This window comes from Bacillus sp. IBL03825 (assembly GCF_024712505.1).
GTDB lineage: Bacteria > Bacillota > Bacilli > Bacillales > Bacillaceae_G > Bacillus_A > Bacillus_A wiedmannii.
In genome coordinates this window covers 148,370-163,228 of sequence record NZ_JAMXKE010000003.1, presented here as the reverse complement: position 1 = coordinate 163,228, position 14,859 = coordinate 148,370, and the positions used below count along the sequence as shown (strand labels likewise).

General features: G+C 36.5%; 12 protein-coding genes, 2 pseudogenes and 1 CRISPR repeat array (1 of these 15 running past the window's edge). Of the genes and pseudogenes, 2 read left to right on the top strand and 12 right to left on the bottom strand.

The genetic code is table 11. The features are described from left to right. Positions 1-9: 9 nt before the first annotated feature. Positions 10-393 carry a hypothetical protein gene (locus NHG49_RS30270; RefSeq protein WP_002139798.1) on the bottom strand — a complete coding sequence of 128 codons (384 nt, stop codon included), beginning with the start codon at positions 391-393 and terminating at the stop codon, positions 10-12. A 124-nt stretch (positions 394-517) separates the two neighbouring features. Here NHG49_RS30270 and NHG49_RS30265 point away from each other — a divergent pair, with 124 nt between their 5' ends. Both NHG49_RS30265 and NHG49_RS30260 read left to right on the top strand, forming a co-directional pair. Continuing rightward, positions 518-1,102, top strand: coding sequence for a hypothetical protein (locus NHG49_RS30265; protein WP_258127127.1), 585 nt, complete (start codon positions 518-520; stop codon positions 1,100-1,102). Then, positions 1,086-1,700: a hypothetical protein gene (locus NHG49_RS30260; protein WP_258127126.1), complete on the top strand. Its 615-nt coding sequence runs from the start codon at positions 1,086-1,088 to the stop codon at positions 1,698-1,700. Before NHG49_RS30265 ends, NHG49_RS30260 begins: the two co-directional genes overlap by 17 nt. A gap of 53 nt (positions 1,701-1,753) precedes the next feature. Here NHG49_RS30260 and NHG49_RS30255 read toward each other — a convergent pair whose 3' ends face one another. From NHG49_RS30255 to cas7c, 11 genes and pseudogenes are all read right to left on the bottom strand, one after another. Continuing rightward, a complete protein-coding gene (locus tag NHG49_RS30255; RefSeq protein ID WP_258127125.1) occupies positions 1,754-2,389 on the bottom strand; it encodes a hypothetical protein in 636 nt (211 codons plus the stop codon). Continuing rightward, positions 2,389-3,018: a hypothetical protein gene (locus tag NHG49_RS30250; RefSeq protein ID WP_258127124.1), complete on the bottom strand. Its 630-nt coding sequence runs from the start codon at positions 3,016-3,018 to the stop codon at positions 2,389-2,391. The genes NHG49_RS30255 and NHG49_RS30250 overlap by 1 nt, the downstream gene beginning before the upstream one ends. Positions 3,019-3,235: 217 nt before the next feature. Beyond that, positions 3,236-4,087: a YcnI family protein gene (locus tag NHG49_RS30245; RefSeq protein ID WP_258127123.1), complete on the bottom strand. Its 852-nt coding sequence runs from the start codon at positions 4,085-4,087 to the stop codon at positions 3,236-3,238. Positions 4,088-4,103: 16 nt separating this feature from the next. Further along, a pseudogene (locus NHG49_RS30240) lies at positions 4,104-4,814 on the bottom strand (hypothetical protein); the annotation flags it as partial. Between the two features lie 158 nt (positions 4,815-4,972). Continuing rightward, on the bottom strand, positions 4,973-6,871 hold the full coding sequence (gene ltrA, locus NHG49_RS30235; RefSeq protein ID WP_258127122.1) for a group II intron reverse transcriptase/maturase: 1,899 nt from the start codon (positions 6,869-6,871) through the stop codon (positions 4,973-4,975). Between the two features lie 705 nt (positions 6,872-7,576). After that, entirely contained in the window at positions 7,577-10,189 is a 2,613-nt protein-coding gene (locus NHG49_RS30230) for a DEAD/DEAH box helicase (RefSeq protein ID WP_258127121.1), read from the bottom strand. A 72-nt stretch (positions 10,190-10,261) separates the two neighbouring features. After that, a complete protein-coding gene (locus tag NHG49_RS30225; protein ID WP_002139789.1) occupies positions 10,262-10,489 on the bottom strand; it encodes a hypothetical protein in 228 nt (75 codons plus the stop codon). A 15-nt stretch (positions 10,490-10,504) separates the two neighbouring features. Beyond that, entirely contained in the window at positions 10,505-11,596 is a 1,092-nt protein-coding gene (locus tag NHG49_RS30220) for a DUF6094 domain-containing protein (RefSeq protein WP_258127120.1), read from the bottom strand. A gap of 102 nt (positions 11,597-11,698) precedes the next feature. Beyond that, complete coding sequence (locus tag NHG49_RS30215; RefSeq protein WP_258127119.1) at positions 11,699-11,851, bottom strand: hypothetical protein; 153 nt, start codon at positions 11,849-11,851, stop codon at positions 11,699-11,701. Between the two features lie 21 nt (positions 11,852-11,872). Beyond that, positions 11,873-12,286, bottom strand: coding sequence for a DUF6018 family natural product bioysynthesis protein (locus NHG49_RS30210; RefSeq protein WP_258127118.1), 414 nt, complete (start codon positions 12,284-12,286; stop codon positions 11,873-11,875). A gap of 1,442 nt (positions 12,287-13,728) precedes the next feature. After that, positions 13,729-14,214, bottom strand: a pseudogene (gene cas7c, locus NHG49_RS30205) (type I-C CRISPR-associated protein Cas7/Csd2); the annotation flags it as partial. 92 nt (positions 14,215-14,306) lie between these two features. Continuing rightward, positions 14,307-14,859: direct repeats of the CRISPR family, unit length 32 nt; unit sequence ATTTCAATCCACGCACCTATAAGAGGTGCGAC (it continues 341 nt past the right edge of the window).

Here is a 14,859-nt window from a genome sequence, read left to right as displayed (position 1 = left end):
CCCTCCTTTTCACACTCTTGCGTTTTTGCGTATCAAACGATATACATACGTTTCTAATCCTAAAATAAAATATGAGATACATAAGCCTTTTATCACCATCTCTACAAATCCTAACGCTAATGAAACAAGGAGCCCACCCCGAAATTGAAACGGTCTTGTCACTCTTCGATTTACTGGTTTTTCAATAACACCAAAATTTGCCCAGGTAGGTAAACGCTTTTCCACATTCTTTACGGTACCCACTAATCCATATTTAAGCGACAGAATGAAACATCCAATTAGTAAATACACAATAGAAGAAAAATAGATAGATAGACCCATAACAATAATTGTGAGCAACCAACCTACCAAAATGGAATTTCGCAAAGCAATATATTCTCGATTTCTTTTCAAAACAAACAGTCCTTTCAAAATAAATTAGCACATTTTAAATGGTAAATATTTACATTTAAAAATAAGCATGATATGATACGTCTATATTAATTTACGAACTAGCCTAAAAAGGATTGTGATAGACATGTTAAAACTTGTAGTAGATAATACGTTAACAGAACAAGAAACAGATTCAGCTTTTTCAAACCTTTTCACCTGCAAAGACTGTGTATACTATCTTTCAAAATCGGATTCTTGCAGTCTACTATTAGCAGCTGATTCAAATAATCCCCTTATCACTTATGAATGTGGGAATTTTGAGGAAACCTATGAAATCGGAACGGAAGATCCATTGAATTCACATATTCATCAACAACTTCGTGAAGAAAAAGCACAAATACTAGCTGAAAATTATCCAGCACAACCTTCTATTGATCCGATTCATAAAGAAGCATTATGGTATGGAACAGCAGATTATGGTTGTTGGATTGTAAATGATGCAAAGAAACGTTTTGCTCTTGCAGGACAGGTTCCTTTCGGTGATAATAATATGTCATCTGAAAAATACGCATCTCCTTTCCCTTTACATGATCATGGAGCAAAAGAAGGTATTAGGCACTATATGTGCTGGTATGTAAACGAAAAAGGAATAGGCGAATACCATCTACTTATTGGTGGTGTCATCATGAAAATTGCAGAAGGAGTTAAGAAACTTGGATTCAATTACTAATCACATCTACAAGAAAAGAATGTTAGAACATACGATATTATTTAGCCTGGTACATCTGGTACCAATCCTTATCTTTACCGGCATCATATACTTAGTACTAGATCTTTCTAAGTCGGAATGGCATACTTGGCTTATTTATGAAGGAATCTTTACGATCCTGTTCCTCATAACAAGATTCCAAGTCTTTCAAACGAAAAAAAGTATTCTTTCTATGAAGCAATACGAGAAATGGTTTTCGAAGTTAAATATTATTTTAGTTTCTATTTTCCTTGTCTGTTTTGCAGGCATACCAGCTCTACTACAAATTGTGTTCATTCTACAAATGGCACTCATTTTCTATCTGTTAGAGCGTAGTTGTCTGTATATCGAAAGATTACCAATACATAACGTCTATAAAATCAAGGCAATTATTTGCGCCAAAAAACAACTGAAAATTGAACGAATTATCCCTAATAACGAGGAACACGGCACTCTTACAGTTCAAACAAAAGATGAACAATACTTTTTATATACAGCTGTATATCTAAGTGGCATATTATCCCCTATATCACCGGAAGTATTTGAAGAATACGAAAGAAGAAATCATATGGGTAGATAAAAGGTACTGAATATAGATTCAGTACCTTTTTCATTCCCCTTATATGTGTTTCTTTACATATTCGCAAATAACCATGGAGCGAGTATTGCTAACATACAAAGTAAACAAGATCCTGTTATGACACGATTGGACCAACGATAATACTCAGGTTGTTTCGTACTCTCATGAATTTTTCGTAAACGAATACCTGCAATTAACATAAATGGTGTAAAAATAAGTGCTGTTGATTTAAACAGGTCTAAAAAATCCGTAAAGATGTTCATAAACGAAACTACATCGGAACTGAATAAGAAGTACACACTTAGTCTCATCGCCATCATACTAACGAATGAAAAAATCATACTCCCTGTCGCCCACTTCATCCATTGACCATTCTTCGTAATTAATGCCATAACCATGACAATAACGCCTAATACGAAAGAGATAGAAAAGATATTTACCCCTACTTTAAAGGCAGGTGCATACATACCCTCAATTTTTTGTATTAATGATGAACCGAATGAATCATCCTTCTCTGGTGTTTTGGTTCGATTGTTTAATCCCTCTTTAAAGGATGACGAAACATCATTCCCTTTTAATTCATTAAAGTCCACTTTTACAGATGCATGAGCTGCTTGTAATGGTATAAGTAATAAGACCGTTAAGATGAGTGTACATAAGACACCAATCCTCCCTTTTTCTTGTTTCATTACATATCACCCGCTAATTTTGGTTTAATGCTCTTTAATTTGATTTCATTTCCTTCTGCAACATAATAGAGGTCTGCTGAATAGTAAATATTCGCTTTTGTATATGCCCTCATAATTGCATTCGCGATTTCCTCTTTCTCTACTGCCACATATGTTTCATTTTCATTGTAAAATTCAATTTCAATTCGATTAATATTATTATTTAATACTGTGATATGTAGCTCTTTTAAGCTATTTAGACGATTTTCTAAGCCACACACTAGCTTAAATACCTTATTCGCAATCGTTGGTGGCTTGACATACGTCGTATTAAAATGAATAGTTTCATCATCTAACACACCATCTTCCTCGACTGCACACGTCATAATGAAAGAGTGATTTTGTTTTTCAATTTCTTGTTGACTCAACTTGCGATCAATGACATACTTCACGCTTGTTGATAGGTTTTCTATATATTCATCCAGTTCGGTATTTGAAATTTTAACCTCTGAGAATTCCGGGAAAATCATGTAAGCGTGTATATTTGAACTACTTTTACTTACACGCAATACCTTTACTTGTTTCTTTTCGTAGCGCACCGTCTGTTCTAATTTTTCCACTACATTGTTGCTCATATGATCTATTGTCATATTTCATCAGCCTCCAGTAATTATAATAAAAATTTTTTAACACAGAAATATTCATACAATCTCATCTATTTTAAACATTGTAATATGGCGAAGAGTTCTCAATTCTCCTATTCTAAGACTGGTTATCACGTCAATCTTAGAATAATTTAATATTACAATGGCGTACAAGGTCTCATTATAGTTGAATATCCTTATATGGTGAATCATTCCGTCCCACTCATTTGTACAAAAACAAAAAAATATTTTGTCCTTGTACAAATGAGTGAGAAGCTAGTGTGTTTAATGCTATATAACTAAGAAAATACCAACTAGGAAATAGATATATACTCCCTAGTTGTCTATCACTCCACCCAACTAATGTATAGGAATAAGTTGAATCGAACTCTAATTCTATATACATTAGTTTATTTTCTGGTAATATCTCTCCCTCTGTGTGTATCCAATAGCGCTTCCTATTAGACATATTCATCACACGTGTCAGTCCATGTTCTCGTTCTATCACTTTTGCGGTCCACTTTACCACATTCCCATCCTGTGCTTCTGATACTTCTTGTTGAACAGGAAGGATAAGTTCTGTTTCTAATGAAGCCGGCAGCTGTTCTAGTTCTGGAAATGTATCTTCATATCCTAAGAATTCCTCTGGTGTATCCATATCGCTTGGAAACGGTATGTCCTCACCACTCAGGAATGGGATATCATATACTGCTTCAGAAGCAGGAGTATGATGAAAATCTTCAACATACTCCACTTCTTCTACAGCTTCAATTTCCTGTTCTAATTTGTTACTCGCTTCTTCACACAGATTCTTTTGAATCGATGTAGCAACTAAATCGTATATACTTGCTACATCTTTTTCTAAGGTAATTTCTTTTGTTGGAACAGTAACACGCTCTTGTTCCCTACCAATTGGTCTGTTTTCTCGCGGGCACCAATAAACGGGACGTTCCACCGGTGCCTGTTCCTGTTCCTTTTCTTTTTTCTTTGCTTCTTCTATTAGCATATTTTTTCTGACTTTGCGAACTACAAAAAACATATAATAAAATAAAGCGATAAAAATCATTGTAAACATGATTTTCTCCTCTCGGTTATGCAAATAAATCGAACTCAAACTGTCCTTCGATTACTTTGCTTTTTCGTTTCCCATTCTTTTTAGCAGTATCCACTTCAACAATCACTTCATCCCAGAATGCAATATCTTGTTTTTGAACCAGCATACGCTTATCTGTATTCAGCGTTGTTAATGTACGAATGATACCTTCTACTTCCCCATCTATTTCAAGGTCACGTTTCTTCACTTGAACACCAGGTACTTTCCCTTGTTGAATAAATTCAACAGCCTTTTGTACAAATTGGGCATCTTTCATAAATGCAACATCCATTGTTCCTGGTAATTTTTCCACCCAGTTCGTAAATTGAATTTCAATCGATTCAAACACAGGTGTAATCACATTACCGATATTTGCAAGAACTCGTTTCGATTCTTCTGATGCCGCTTTTGTCCATTCTTCTGTTGAGCCTTTTAATTGGTTCCCACTCTTAATGTTTTGAATTAATAAAGTCTGTAAATCCCCTGTATCACCGAGCATTGCATTTAAACCATCACTTGTCGCATCACCATTCATTGCTTCAGAAGCTTTATTCTTCTGAGCTATCAACTGTGCCATTTGCGATTGGAAAGTCTCTCGATATCCAAGGTAGAATGTTCTACATTGATTGGTTTGACCAATACGCCAATGTCTTCTTGCTGCTTGGTTTAAAGTAAATAAGCTAAATGATAGTTGATAATATCGATAGGTAAGGCTTTGAGGTAATCTCCACCTTTTCCCCCGATCCACACCGTACTTGCGCCTTTCAACACATACGGCGCTCCCTCGTATCTAATAAAATATCTGTTTTCCTCACAACAATTTAATTTGGATAGTTTGCTTTTCCTAACATCTTAGGTGATTAGATTTTAAATTTTTTCATTCCCTGCTTTTTTCCTCAATTTATTAAGCTTGTCTAGTTGCTCATCATTTAATTTCAGAGCCTTTAGATATTTCTTAATAACTTCAAGGTTGATTGCATGGATTAGTGCGTGGGCTTCGTAACTTACAATTACAAGGTTTTTATACGAGTCATCCTTCGTTTTATGGTAAGGATTGACGTGATGACATTGCATGGTTTCGAGGTCTAATTCGATTCCAGTAATAGCACACTTTCCACCCTGAGCTATGAATTTGGATATTCTATTATCTGCAAATTCAATGGATACCCTTTTGTTTACTACAGGATTTTCTCGCAGCCACTTTAATTTCCATTCAGGAATGATTAACTGATTTTTATGAATTCCTAATCTACCTTCTTTTGTATACTTGTTGATCGAAACTTTGGCATTCATTGGACTTTTGTGTTGAACATAAGAAATGGGCAAGATGGGATATTTACGGTAGTATCTCACACCGGATGATTCCATATATGCGAGAATACCTTTATGCTTCCCTTCATATTTCCCTTTCTTACTAAGTCCATTTAACCTGTTATATAAGGTTATTAGAATGTGCCCCCCTAGTGTGCCGAAATCTCTTGATACATGAGAAGCTAAACGGTAGTAGTTGTGAATACCGTTTACCATGCTGTTGTATTTGTTCATTTCTGCTAGGGCTTTGTATCCTCTGTTTGCCTTTTGAATTTTCTTAATTTGGTCGCGTAGTTGGTTATGAATTCGTTTTATGGCTTTTGGTGAGACATTGGAGCGTATGACGAATTTTGTTTCGCCTGATGCTCTTTTTCCCTTTTGCGCCATTCGGAATGTGAAACCTAAGAATTCACTGGGTTCTCTTTTGAGGTTAGTGATTCTTGATTTCTCACTGGAAATGGTTAGTTTCAACTTTTCTTCCAACCATAATTTAGCTGCATGATATGTTTTGACTGCTTCCTTTCTGGTTTGACAGAAAATCTTAAAGTCGTCTGCATATCTTACAAGGTAAATTTCTTTAAGATTGGTCGATTTCCTTAGCTTCACATTTTCGTTTTTACGATTTCTTCTACCATCTTTGCGATATTGCGGTGTAATTTCTTTTAGATTTCTTTCCTCCCATTGGTTGGCAATCCACCAATCAAATTCATTTAGATTGATGTTTGCTAGTAGGGGTGAAAGAATCCCACCTTGCGGAGTACCTTTTGTTGGGTAAGTGATTTTACCATCGGGCATGACGATTGGTGCTTTTAACATCCGTCTGATTATGACCAATAGTTGTTTATCTTGTATTCCTAGTGACCATATTTGACGCATTAGCTTTGTATGGCTCACGTTATCGAAAAATCCTTCTATATCAATATCAATGACATATTGCATGTTGCTACTATTGACTCGATGTGAAACATCGGCAAAGGCTTGTTCGGTTGAACGGAATGGTCGGAAACCGTAGCTGTGTCTATTGAATTTAGCTTCACAAATTGGCTCCATTACCTGCAAGATACACTGTTGAGCGATTCTATCCCATATTGACGGTATGCCAAGAGGTCTTGTTTTACCGTTACTTTTAGGAATATCTACTCTTCTTACCTTTCTTGGTTTGTAGAAGTTAAACCGTTTTTTAACCATTATAAGAAACTCATTAGTCTCGATTTTCTCTATATCCTTGATAGTGATTCCATCAGTTCCAGGTGTCGGGCTACCAGTGTTTCTTTTGATATTCCGATAGGCGAGTATGATGTTATTGTCAGATGTTATGAGTTTCATTAAATTCTTAAAGCTCTTACCATCCTTGCTATCTTGGTATAGTGCATCAAATTCGCTTTGCATATCGTAATACTCTGCGTGGCGAAGGTTAGCATTTTTTCTTGCTTTGTTTTCCAAATTGAATCTCATGGTCTATCACACTCCTTTCTGGATCTGTGACCTTTTAAGTCTTACGAGAATCCATGAAGTGTGAGGTTTCAATTTTATTAGGTACGACTTGTGGCTGTTCCTCCATCCTCATTACAAGGACTTCAACGGTCGTGCCACTACTTTCACTATGATTAAACAAGGTTATGAATTCCCTTGTACTGCTTCAACAGGTGTGTTCCCTCCACATCCATAGCTTCCAACGTTCCTTTATTCCTATCAGACCTAGACTTAGGCGCTTGCTTTAACCCCGTATCCTTGATGTAGCCTATAACTACATATGGTTTTTCCTAATCTTCAATCGTACTAAACCACAGATACCACGCTTTTGTTGCGTGCCATACAGTTTCTATATGGTCACTTCAGGAGCCGTACATTCACAAGTTCGTCAGTGTTCCCACACATTCTCGCCATATCTAGTTTTTTATGACCCCCGGCATATCATCTACGGACACTGCCTCCAGCGCCTTTTCGTATTTCATTTATAAAAATGAATTTACGGCAAACTTCTGCCGACCTTAACGAGCCTCGTACAAAGAAATAAACACACCTTTCAATGCACGTCGTAGCTTTAGGGGAAGCGTTTCGGGGCGTTACTCCGTCATTCCACTTCTTGGAATAAAAGTTCTCCTATCATTCTGTGTTGCTATTTGCATAGAAACTTCTGATTGATAGTGCATCATCTTTTCAATAATGAACGTTTCGCACGAAAATCAGGGTCGGCGTTGCCAACAAATCAAGGCCCACTTTCACAAGTTCTTGCGAACAAATGATTACATTCACACCGTTTTTCACTTGCTCTTTTAACCATGCACTACGTTTTGACGGATTAACTGTATTGGTACGGAGAATAGCTACTTTCGCACCAGGTACTTGCTCTGCAACTTTCTGTAAACGAGGCTGAATGTCTCGTTCTTTCACTGTAGATCCTGTATCCGATACATAAATGATGGTAGGACGGCCCTCAGAAATTTCAGTACGCAATATCTCTTGCAACTTCTCCTCTTTAGGCTGTATACAATCCTCATCGAATCTAAATTCTGCATTGGACCAAACCAGTTCTTTTCCTGCATTATCTAGGTAATAGTTCGGATAATGGATCATATTATCTGGATATGCATTCCCTGTACGAATATAAGAAAGCCATAGTTTCCCAGCATCTGGTGTACCTTTCGCTGCTTCAATTGCTTTTTCAAACGACTCTTTCATATGCTCATAGGCTTGTTTTTGCTCTTCAGACATATCAACAAGAATTGTAGGGACGTTGATTAGTTCAACTGGATTTGGCCATACATCTTTAAAACGCACATTAATTGCTGTATCCATTAAGAATTGAGTAAACACATATGGTGAAATACCAGGGACAACTTTCGTCTTATCTAGCATTCCTTGTGCGCCACGTGAAGCTACATTAGATACAACCTCACCATCATGGTAGTACGTTCTCTCAATGTTTCCGTAGGTTTCATTCCATTCCATTAAAGAACTATATTCAAACCCACTCTTCACCATCTTTTGAGGGAATAAACGCCATAATGTATAGAATACGTCGCTCGCTTTACCGCCAAATAACGTACCTGTACCCGCTACAAATTTCTTACAAACCTTCGCTAAACTTCCTAAAGCCGTTCCTTGTGCTGTCTCACTTTTTAATTCGTGGACTTCATCAACGATAAGAGCATCAAAGAAGTGTTTCATTTTCCTACGAATATACTCAACAGTAGCTACCTTTCGATATGCTCGCCCTGTGTGTTTCGCATCATATGGTTTTACACGATTCTCTAATTCTAGTTGTTTTTGCAACGGTTTATTTCCCTCTTTTATTGCTTGCACTAATTTATTTTCATATTTCGTCCAATCTCTAAAACTCGCATATTTCGTTTTTACTTTTGGACTCCAAATAGGAGACTGACAATCGGCACATTCACTGTTTTTATTCGTCTTTGACTCTAAGTCACTGACTGTAAAATCTTTATACTGACAAACTTCTTGTTGTTCACCGTTAGCTTTTTGAACCATCATAGAAGAAGTCTTTTTGCGTAACTTAGCGCCACAATCTGAACAGTAGTATCCATTCTTATAATATCTTTGCACCTCTTCCTCAGATTTCTTAGAAAGTGCGATCTGCTTATAAAGTAATGGCATCTGTTTAATAGAATCCCCTCGCATTGTTGTAAAACTAATGACAAAGAAGGTTGGTTTTTGTGGTTTCGGTCTTCCAGCCTGAATCCAAGATTGATGAATTCGAATAAGATCCTCTGTACGTTTAATAAGGTATATCTCTGCATCTGGTAATAAGTGTCTTATTTCTTCTTTTGCCCACTTTTCCGTAAGGGTTGGTGGAACGAAAACGCATGTACGATACCCTTTTTGTCCTTTTAAATGAAAATACCCATCTACTGCGGCTGTCATAAACGCACTTTTCCCCGTGCTCATCTCACCCTGTATAATGATTCCTTTTTGCACTTGTAATGCTTTAGCAGCACCTGTTGCTACATGTGCTTGTACAGGGAATAATGGTCTTTCATACGTATCAAAATGGGATAATGCTTGGTCTTTCATCGGTTGATGTAATGGCTCATCCAATTTTGTTACCTTATCAAGCATGACAGGCGAATATTCCAATAGGTATTCATTTAAACCATTAATTTCATTGATTTTTTCACCTGTACCCTCTTGCGGAAATTGACATTTTCCAGAGCGAATCATTTCTGATAAAAACTCTTTACAATCCTCTTCTTTTAGCAATACTTGCGCAATAGATAGAGAAGAAAATTCATTCTTATCAAAATACACATCTAATGATTGTAATAGATTTCTTGTTAGCATCTCCTCATAAATTGGCTTCGCCCATTCTTCTAAGATTGGCAGACCATAAGGAGGAGCCATTAAGAAATCTCTTACTTGCATTTCTGGTGCTTCATCAATTGCAACAATATACTTTTCTTCTATTTCCTTAGAAAACGCAATAATTGCTTTTTTTCTATTTGTTGTTTGTGTATTAATAAACTCAAATTTCCCTGTTGAAATTACATTCGTTTTTTTACCTAATGCATAATGTAATTCTTCTTTTTGTCCCTCTCCAAAATACAAACGACGAGTACCCATTGATATGGCAGCACGGAATGACTTTAATGTACTGTCATTCGCGCCTAATACTGCAAATTGCATTTGATGTTGAAGATTTACTGCCATTGCAAAACAAAAAGCCGTATGTGAGGCAGTGCCCGTCTCCAATTGCAACATCGCTGGTGTTTGTTCCTGGTCAAATGTATGTTGTTGAATCATTTCGTTTATCATAAGTTTCCCTCCTAAAAATAAAAAACGCACCTTATTCGATACGTTTCATGTCCTACTCATATAATTTATTGTTTAAAAATCTATAAACTGTTTCCACTCTGGTAATGACTGCTCAGCTGCATGTAAAATATCGTCTACACCCTGGAATAGTGAAAACTGTTCTAACACTCCCAAATGCGTACCTGTACTGATTTGAGATGCACAAAGGCAAACTACCGTTAGAACAATAGCGATTCGGAGCACACGATTACTAAACTCCCAAGCAATATATAATGCTCCTATTCCTAATAGTACAGACATAGCCTTCTTCCTTTCCTAGACAAGTTCTTTGACTTCACCTATTGGCGTTGCAATGATAAATTTAGCGCGACGTTTTTGTAAAACAACTTCTTTCGTTGTTTTTTCCAATTGCTCGAATGAAGTTTCAAAAAACACATTTTCAGATCCACGAACAGCATGGAGTGTATCGCCTTCACCAAGCAAACCATCTGCCACACCTGTTATCAGCAATAGTCCTAATTGTCCGGAAGCAATCGGCATTTTCGCTCTTTCAGCTGCTGTTTTCTCATCTTGAAGTGAGTAACCATTCCCTCTATTTAAACGCTTTTTGAATGTCGAGATACCTTCCGATTTCCCCACTCCTTCATAAGCACTTTTATAATCCACTCGTGATGTGAAAATAAGTTTGTTTTGATGACGCAATTCAGGTATAGACCAATCCTTACGATTTACCATTTCTGCTAATGTATTCACATGTTTTTTGACGAAAGTAAGGTCAGACATGTTTTCACAGAAATTAGCGAACCGATCGTTGAAGTACGTGTCATTTTTCGTAGCAGCACGCTTACGTCCAACGAAGACACACTGTTTAAATGCATCGAACTCCTTATTTTCATCACCAAAACGCATCAAGCCTATTTCCTCATAATTTTTTGCTAAGAAATAACTAATGTCGTCTCTAGCAAAACGATCATACGGAATGACATACACCATAATCCCACCATCTTGTAAATATAGGTGAGCACGCTTTAGGAAGTTGAATTCCATTTTCTCTGATTTTGCTTTTTCTGTACGAAGCTCCGTATTATAAGGAGGGTTTAAAAAAATAAGCGGAAAATAGTCATGACTAATCATCATGTTCTCAAAGCTTGAGCGTACCGCTACATCTAATTGCTCTTTTGCTTTGTCATACCGATTTGCATCTAATTCCACACCATATGTATCAAGTTCTATGCCAACTTGCTTCGCCTCGTCTGCAAAACTTCGTAAAATAGTGCCTTCCCCACAACATGGGTCAAAGCAAGCATAAGCTCGCCCTGGTTCCATTTGTAATAGTTGTATTAAGTGTTTCCCTTCTGTTAGTGGTGTTGGATAAAATCCCGCCGCTAAATCATTTCCTATACGCATAATCTTTCCCTCCAAGTTCTATTTTGCAATAAAAAAAGGAAGATCCAAGTATATACATCACTTAGTTCTTCCTTTTACCCTCTATACACTACCTCGACTTGCTTAAAATGGTAGTTCATCATCTGTAATCTCCGATAGCTCATCCATACCAGCAAATATGTCATCCTGCTCTTTGGATTGCTCTTTTGTTTCCTGCTCTTTTGTTTCCTGCTCTTTTGGATCATCTAATACTGTCCAAATGTTATCTTTTTTCATATCTATATCCCTCTATCCTTCTTATTTTTCAGTTTCATAAACCACTTCTTCATAATCGAAAAAATAATCTTTCATCTTACGCATGAATTTACGAAACTTCGGTTCAGCTACAATCTTTGTACCATGGTAAAAACTTTGTTGCCCGACAAAGCGCCATAAGATGACATAGCCTTCTTTTGTTTCCTGGATGCCCTCAATAAATAATGCAATTTCTTGAGTAGCTTCTTTTTCATGAATAGAGTTTGGTTTAAAATATTGCTTTTTACCATCAGGTAATATGATTTCTGCCTCTAAACAACCTCGTAATTGATTAATTCTCGATCTAGATTCGGTTAACAGTGCAGATAAAGCATATGACTTCTGAGTTTTTTCCATTCGTGTTTTATGTTCCTTTACTGTTGGTACTAATCGTAAGTGTCTACAATCTTTTTTCATTTTACTATCTCCTCTATTTTGTAATTTGTTATAATTCATAACCCCGCCTGCGAACTTGAAAACAACACAAAAAGGGCTTCTTCAAGTCGATTAAAAATGTGCATAGCAAAATAAGCTATATATACACTAATCGGCTCAAAGAAGCCCTTTCACAATTGAAACAAGACGCAACTTGCTTCTACAACTCAACCACAACACAATAAGGTGTGGGAATAAACGGAATCAATTAAACTAACAATATACCTATATATTATATAATATCGTTATATATTTCAAGAAGTTTTAATTAAAGTTAACGCATTACCAAAAGAATCCTTCTTCCTCAAGATTGTGAAGGACGTTAGTCAAAAGGTATTTGGGTAATGCGTTAAGGCTTAATAAAATACTATCAAGTGTCTTACCACTTTCAATCCAAACACCTAATAGAGGTGTGACGCCCATACAATTCCTTTAGACGTTTAGCACTAGCGATTTCAATTCACGCAACTATAAGAGGTGCGACAAGTATTATAAGGAGAATTTAAAAAGATAAGTGATTTCAATCCACGCACCCATGAAAGATGCGACACCGATTTTTGTTCAAAATCATACAAAAATACGTTAATTCTGTTCAAAAATATACAATTTCTTTATTTGATAAAAAAATTTGTATAGAAAATCATAAATTTTACTCATAAATTATGAAAATTCAGGTGCGAATGTACGAGACATTTCATGTGTGCTATACGTTCTCACCTACTAAGATTTTAATCCTTGCACCAATAAGGGATGTAATTGAAGATAATCCGGTATGGATGAAATATTTATGTATTTCGATCCACACACCTATAAAAGGTGCGACGTGGTTTTATGGATAACGATGTTATAACACTAAGATTTCAATCCACGCACCTACATGAGATGCGACTGACAGACTTCTTTTTGTTCACCATTGGCTTGTTATTTCAATCCACGCATCTACGAAAGGTGCGACAAATATTATTGGTTTTTTTCGGATATTCTTTAAATTTCAATCCTCGCACCTATAAGAGGTGCGAAAAGTAATTTTGAAAACTTTTGATGAATGAGCAATATTTCATTCCACACACCTACTAGAGGTACGGCTTCTTATATTCTGTCCCCTTTTTTTGCTATAATCAATTTCAATCCACGCACCTATAAGAGGTGCGACCCATGTCATGCTGTTCAGATTCCAGCACTTGACGATTTCAATCCTCGCACCTACAAGAGGTGCGACAAAACGCTCCGGCCACACCGTTAAGCGACAGCCTGATTTCAATCCACGCACCTACGAGAGGTGCGACCTGCAAGTCTTACATAAAATATAACACATCTTTTATTTCAATCCACGTACCTTCAAGAGGTACGACTTTTCTTTAATAAATGGTTGATTAGCTTTTTAATAAATACGCTTTCCTTCAATCATTCTAACGTTTTCTTCATTACAGTCCATCAATAATCACAACTTTTAAGCTATCTAATTCATTTACCAAAATGTTATAGTCATCAATTGTTTTTGGTTCGTCAATGTTCCGCTTAATATCCAGTAAACGGTATACTTTTGCGGAAGAGTACTGGCCAAGTTTTGAATTATGCTCCCACCAACAAACTTTATGTACTTCTATACTTCCTTCAGGGCGTGCTGCTGACGCATTATTTTCAAACAATGTAACTAGTGCATTTTTAATCTTTTCCGCATCTTCGTTAGTAAAACCTGTCTTTTCTGCTAATTGTGTATTAATACTTCCATAAAAAACATAGACTCCAAAATCAACACGCTGCTTCATCCCCATCGTATCTGAACCTTTATCCTTCTCCTTCTCAGGCTCAGAATTTACACTTTTCGTACTCTGCATACTAGTAATGTCAATTGGATCAACACTAGTTGCTGTATGAATTGAAGCAGGTCCTCTTACTCCAACAGAGACACTAAATTACTATCAAGCATCTTATCAGTCTTAATTCACGCACCTACGAAAGGTGCGACAATAATGTAGAATGATAACGGAATACCAATTGCATTTCAATCCACACACCTATAAGAGGTGCGACTTTAGTTTATTATTTGTTGTTATGCTTCTGTTTGATTTCAATCCACGCACCTATAAGAGGTGCGACCAACCCTCCTAAAAACCCCTATGCATGGGTTAATATTTCAATCCACGCACCTATAAGAGGTGCGACAAAGATGGTTTTTAGAAAATATGCTATAAGTGGTATTTCAATCCACGCACCTATAAGAGGTGCGACTGATTAAGTCTTCACCCTCTGGAGTAGCTTCTGAATTTCAATCCACGCACCTATAAGAGGTGCGACATGTAATCCATGTTCATAAGCGGTAATCATTAATATTTCAATCCACGCACCTATAAGAGGAATGCATCTTCTAGTTGTATACGATCCCATTCAAATCATTAATATTTCAATCCACGCACCTATAAGAGGTGCGACAAAGTTTAACCGTTTTAAAGAATACATTTTAAAAATTTCAATCCACGCACCTATAAGAGGTGCGACAATGATCCTAGAGATTTAGCTGGTGAAATATTAGATTTCAATCCACGCACCTATAA

What these genes read in the sequence shown, in the direction of transcription:
- NHG49_RS30225 (WP_002139789.1), bottom strand. Translation starts at nt 10,489, where the DNA reads ATGTCTGTACTATTAGGAATAGGAGCATTATATATTGCTTGGGAGTTT.
- NHG49_RS30210 (WP_258127118.1), bottom strand. Translation starts at nt 12,286, where the DNA reads ATGAAAAAAGATTGTAGACACTTACGATTAGTACCAACAGTAAAGGAA.
- NHG49_RS30250 (WP_258127124.1), bottom strand. Translation starts at nt 3,018, where the DNA reads ATGACAATAGATCATATGAGCAACAATGTAGTGGAAAAATTAGAACAG.
- NHG49_RS30255 (WP_258127125.1), bottom strand. Translation starts at nt 2,389, where the DNA reads ATGAAACAAGAAAAAGGGAGGATTGGTGTCTTATGTACACTCATCTTA.
- NHG49_RS30265 (WP_258127127.1), top strand. Translation starts at nt 518, where the DNA reads ATGTTAAAACTTGTAGTAGATAATACGTTAACAGAACAAGAAACAGAT.
- NHG49_RS30220 (WP_258127120.1), bottom strand. Translation starts at nt 11,596, where the DNA reads ATGCGTATAGGAAATGATTTAGCGGCGGGATTTTATCCAACACCACTA.
- ltrA (WP_258127122.1), bottom strand. Translation starts at nt 6,871, where the DNA reads ATGAGATTCAATTTGGAAAACAAAGCAAGAAAAAATGCTAACCTTCGC.
- NHG49_RS30215 (WP_258127119.1), bottom strand. Translation starts at nt 11,851, where the DNA reads ATGAAAAAAGATAACATTTGGACAGTATTAGATGATCCAAAAGAGCAG.
- NHG49_RS30245 (WP_258127123.1), bottom strand. Translation starts at nt 4,087, where the DNA reads ATGTTTACAATGATTTTTATCGCTTTATTTTATTATATGTTTTTTGTA.
- NHG49_RS30230 (WP_258127121.1), bottom strand. Translation starts at nt 10,189, where the DNA reads ATGATAAACGAAATGATTCAACAACATACATTTGACCAGGAACAAACA.